The sequence below is a fragment of the Providencia sp. PROV189 genome (assembly GCF_028480065.1).
In the GTDB taxonomy this organism is placed as follows: Bacteria; Pseudomonadota; Gammaproteobacteria; order Enterobacterales; family Enterobacteriaceae; genus Providencia; species Providencia stuartii.
This window is the reverse complement of the sequence record NZ_JAMPOG010000033.1, coordinates 1-1,532: the sequence shown is the minus strand read 5'-3', so window position 1 is coordinate 1,532 and position 1,532 is coordinate 1. Positions and strand designations below refer to the sequence as shown.

Here is a 1,532-nt window from a genome sequence, read left to right as displayed (position 1 = left end):
GTTCAGTTCATTTCTTCGCCATCTCAGCACATGCTCATGTGTCACTTCATCCGGCAGCGGTAACGCATTTTCACAAGCGCCACAATAACGCAGAAAAAGACGCACCATCTTACGGTATGTTTTCTCCGTATCCGGCCGTAATACTTTATTGTAAAAGTAATTACTCAGCATTTGCTCCCAGACATCTACTTTTCGTTTATGCTCATCAGGACTGTGCTTATCATTCATAAATGCCCCCTGTTTTCTAACTGCTGACAATTCGAATAAACAATGATTCCTCCGGCATATTCATGCCAAAAATCTGACTTCCTTTAATCATGTAACCATTGATTTTTTTATGGGATAACGTAATTAATGTTTTGTTATCACTCAGCGGATTCAGTTTTTCACCATAAATCCGAGCCCTGAAATGTCCCGTTTGCCGGGTATCACGACGGATAATTCTGTGCAATTTAAGGGATTCAAAAGAAGAAATAATATGGCCGATATCATCCGGATTTTTACCCGTCTCCTGTATGTACTGATAAAAAACAGCCGGACTCTGGCAAAACAAATACTCTATAACACAGTGAACCTTCGCATCCGGCGTATTTATTGCTATTTTTCCGCTCAATAATCCGGACTCAAACCACGCCCAGAAAGCTTCGCCTTCATTTTTTGTACTCAGGCAGTTTTTGAACTGTTCATCCTTCTCATCACTATTGCCCGTCTGAGTATCAGATAAGACGTCCGGCATTAAACCTGATAATTCAAGTGCATATTTCATATCCTCAGATAACGGAAGAGACGTATCTGAGACCGTTTTTTCATCGGCAGAATCAGGTGTCTCCGGAGCAACCGCACCTTCCGCTTCTGCTACTACCATTAGCGGTATATCGCAGTGAATTCCGTTCTCTGTTTTTTCTGAAGTAACAGACTCCGGAGGCAATACCGATGTTACAGGGAGGGGGGCAGGTTGTGGCTTTTGCGCCAATTCAGCGGGTGCTGATGACGCGATATCATTCTCCGGCTGTCCTGATAGCACTGAAGACGAAGCATCAGGCGCTGACACAGAAACAACGGAAGAAAGTGCCGGCAATGCACCGGCGGGGAACGCAGCCAGAGCCTCATTCAGCACACGCTGTAAATCATTATCACCGTTTACCTGCCCGGTCACCACGTCAGACAACGCCTGAAGCGCCTTTGGTGTACCCGACAACCAGTGAATAACCTTCTCCGGTAATAGCCGGAAAGCCATCATGGCCCCTGTTGTCCGGCGAAAATGCGTGATATCCGGCACCGGCTCATGAAAGCGAAAACGATACGGCTCTGATGGCGGACTGATCCCCGGCTGCCACGGTGACAGACTGTTCAGTTGCCCCTCAAACTGTGCGGTTAACGGCAACCAGTAAAACAGCCCGGTATAAAACACGCACACATTCCAGGCACTGAACTGCCGGCTCTGCTCTTCCGACGGAAGCCCCCGGGGCAGCATCTCTTTCTGGGACATCCGCATACACCAGGCCGTCGTATTCAGCGTTAAATCCAGCAGG

The 1,532-nt window shown here is 47.5% G+C and carries 1 protein-coding gene and 1 pseudogene; both read right to left on the bottom strand.

Translation table 11 applies throughout. The features are described 5' to 3' along the window. Nucleotides 1-228 (bottom strand): annotated as a pseudogene (locus PR833_RS16770) (tyrosine-type recombinase/integrase); the annotation flags it as partial. A gap of 16 nt (nucleotides 229-244) precedes the next feature. Beyond that, a partial coding sequence (locus PR833_RS16765; RefSeq protein ID WP_272526362.1) for a conjugal transfer nickase/helicase domain-containing protein occupies nucleotides 245-1,532 on the bottom strand: 1,288 nt, incomplete at its 5' end.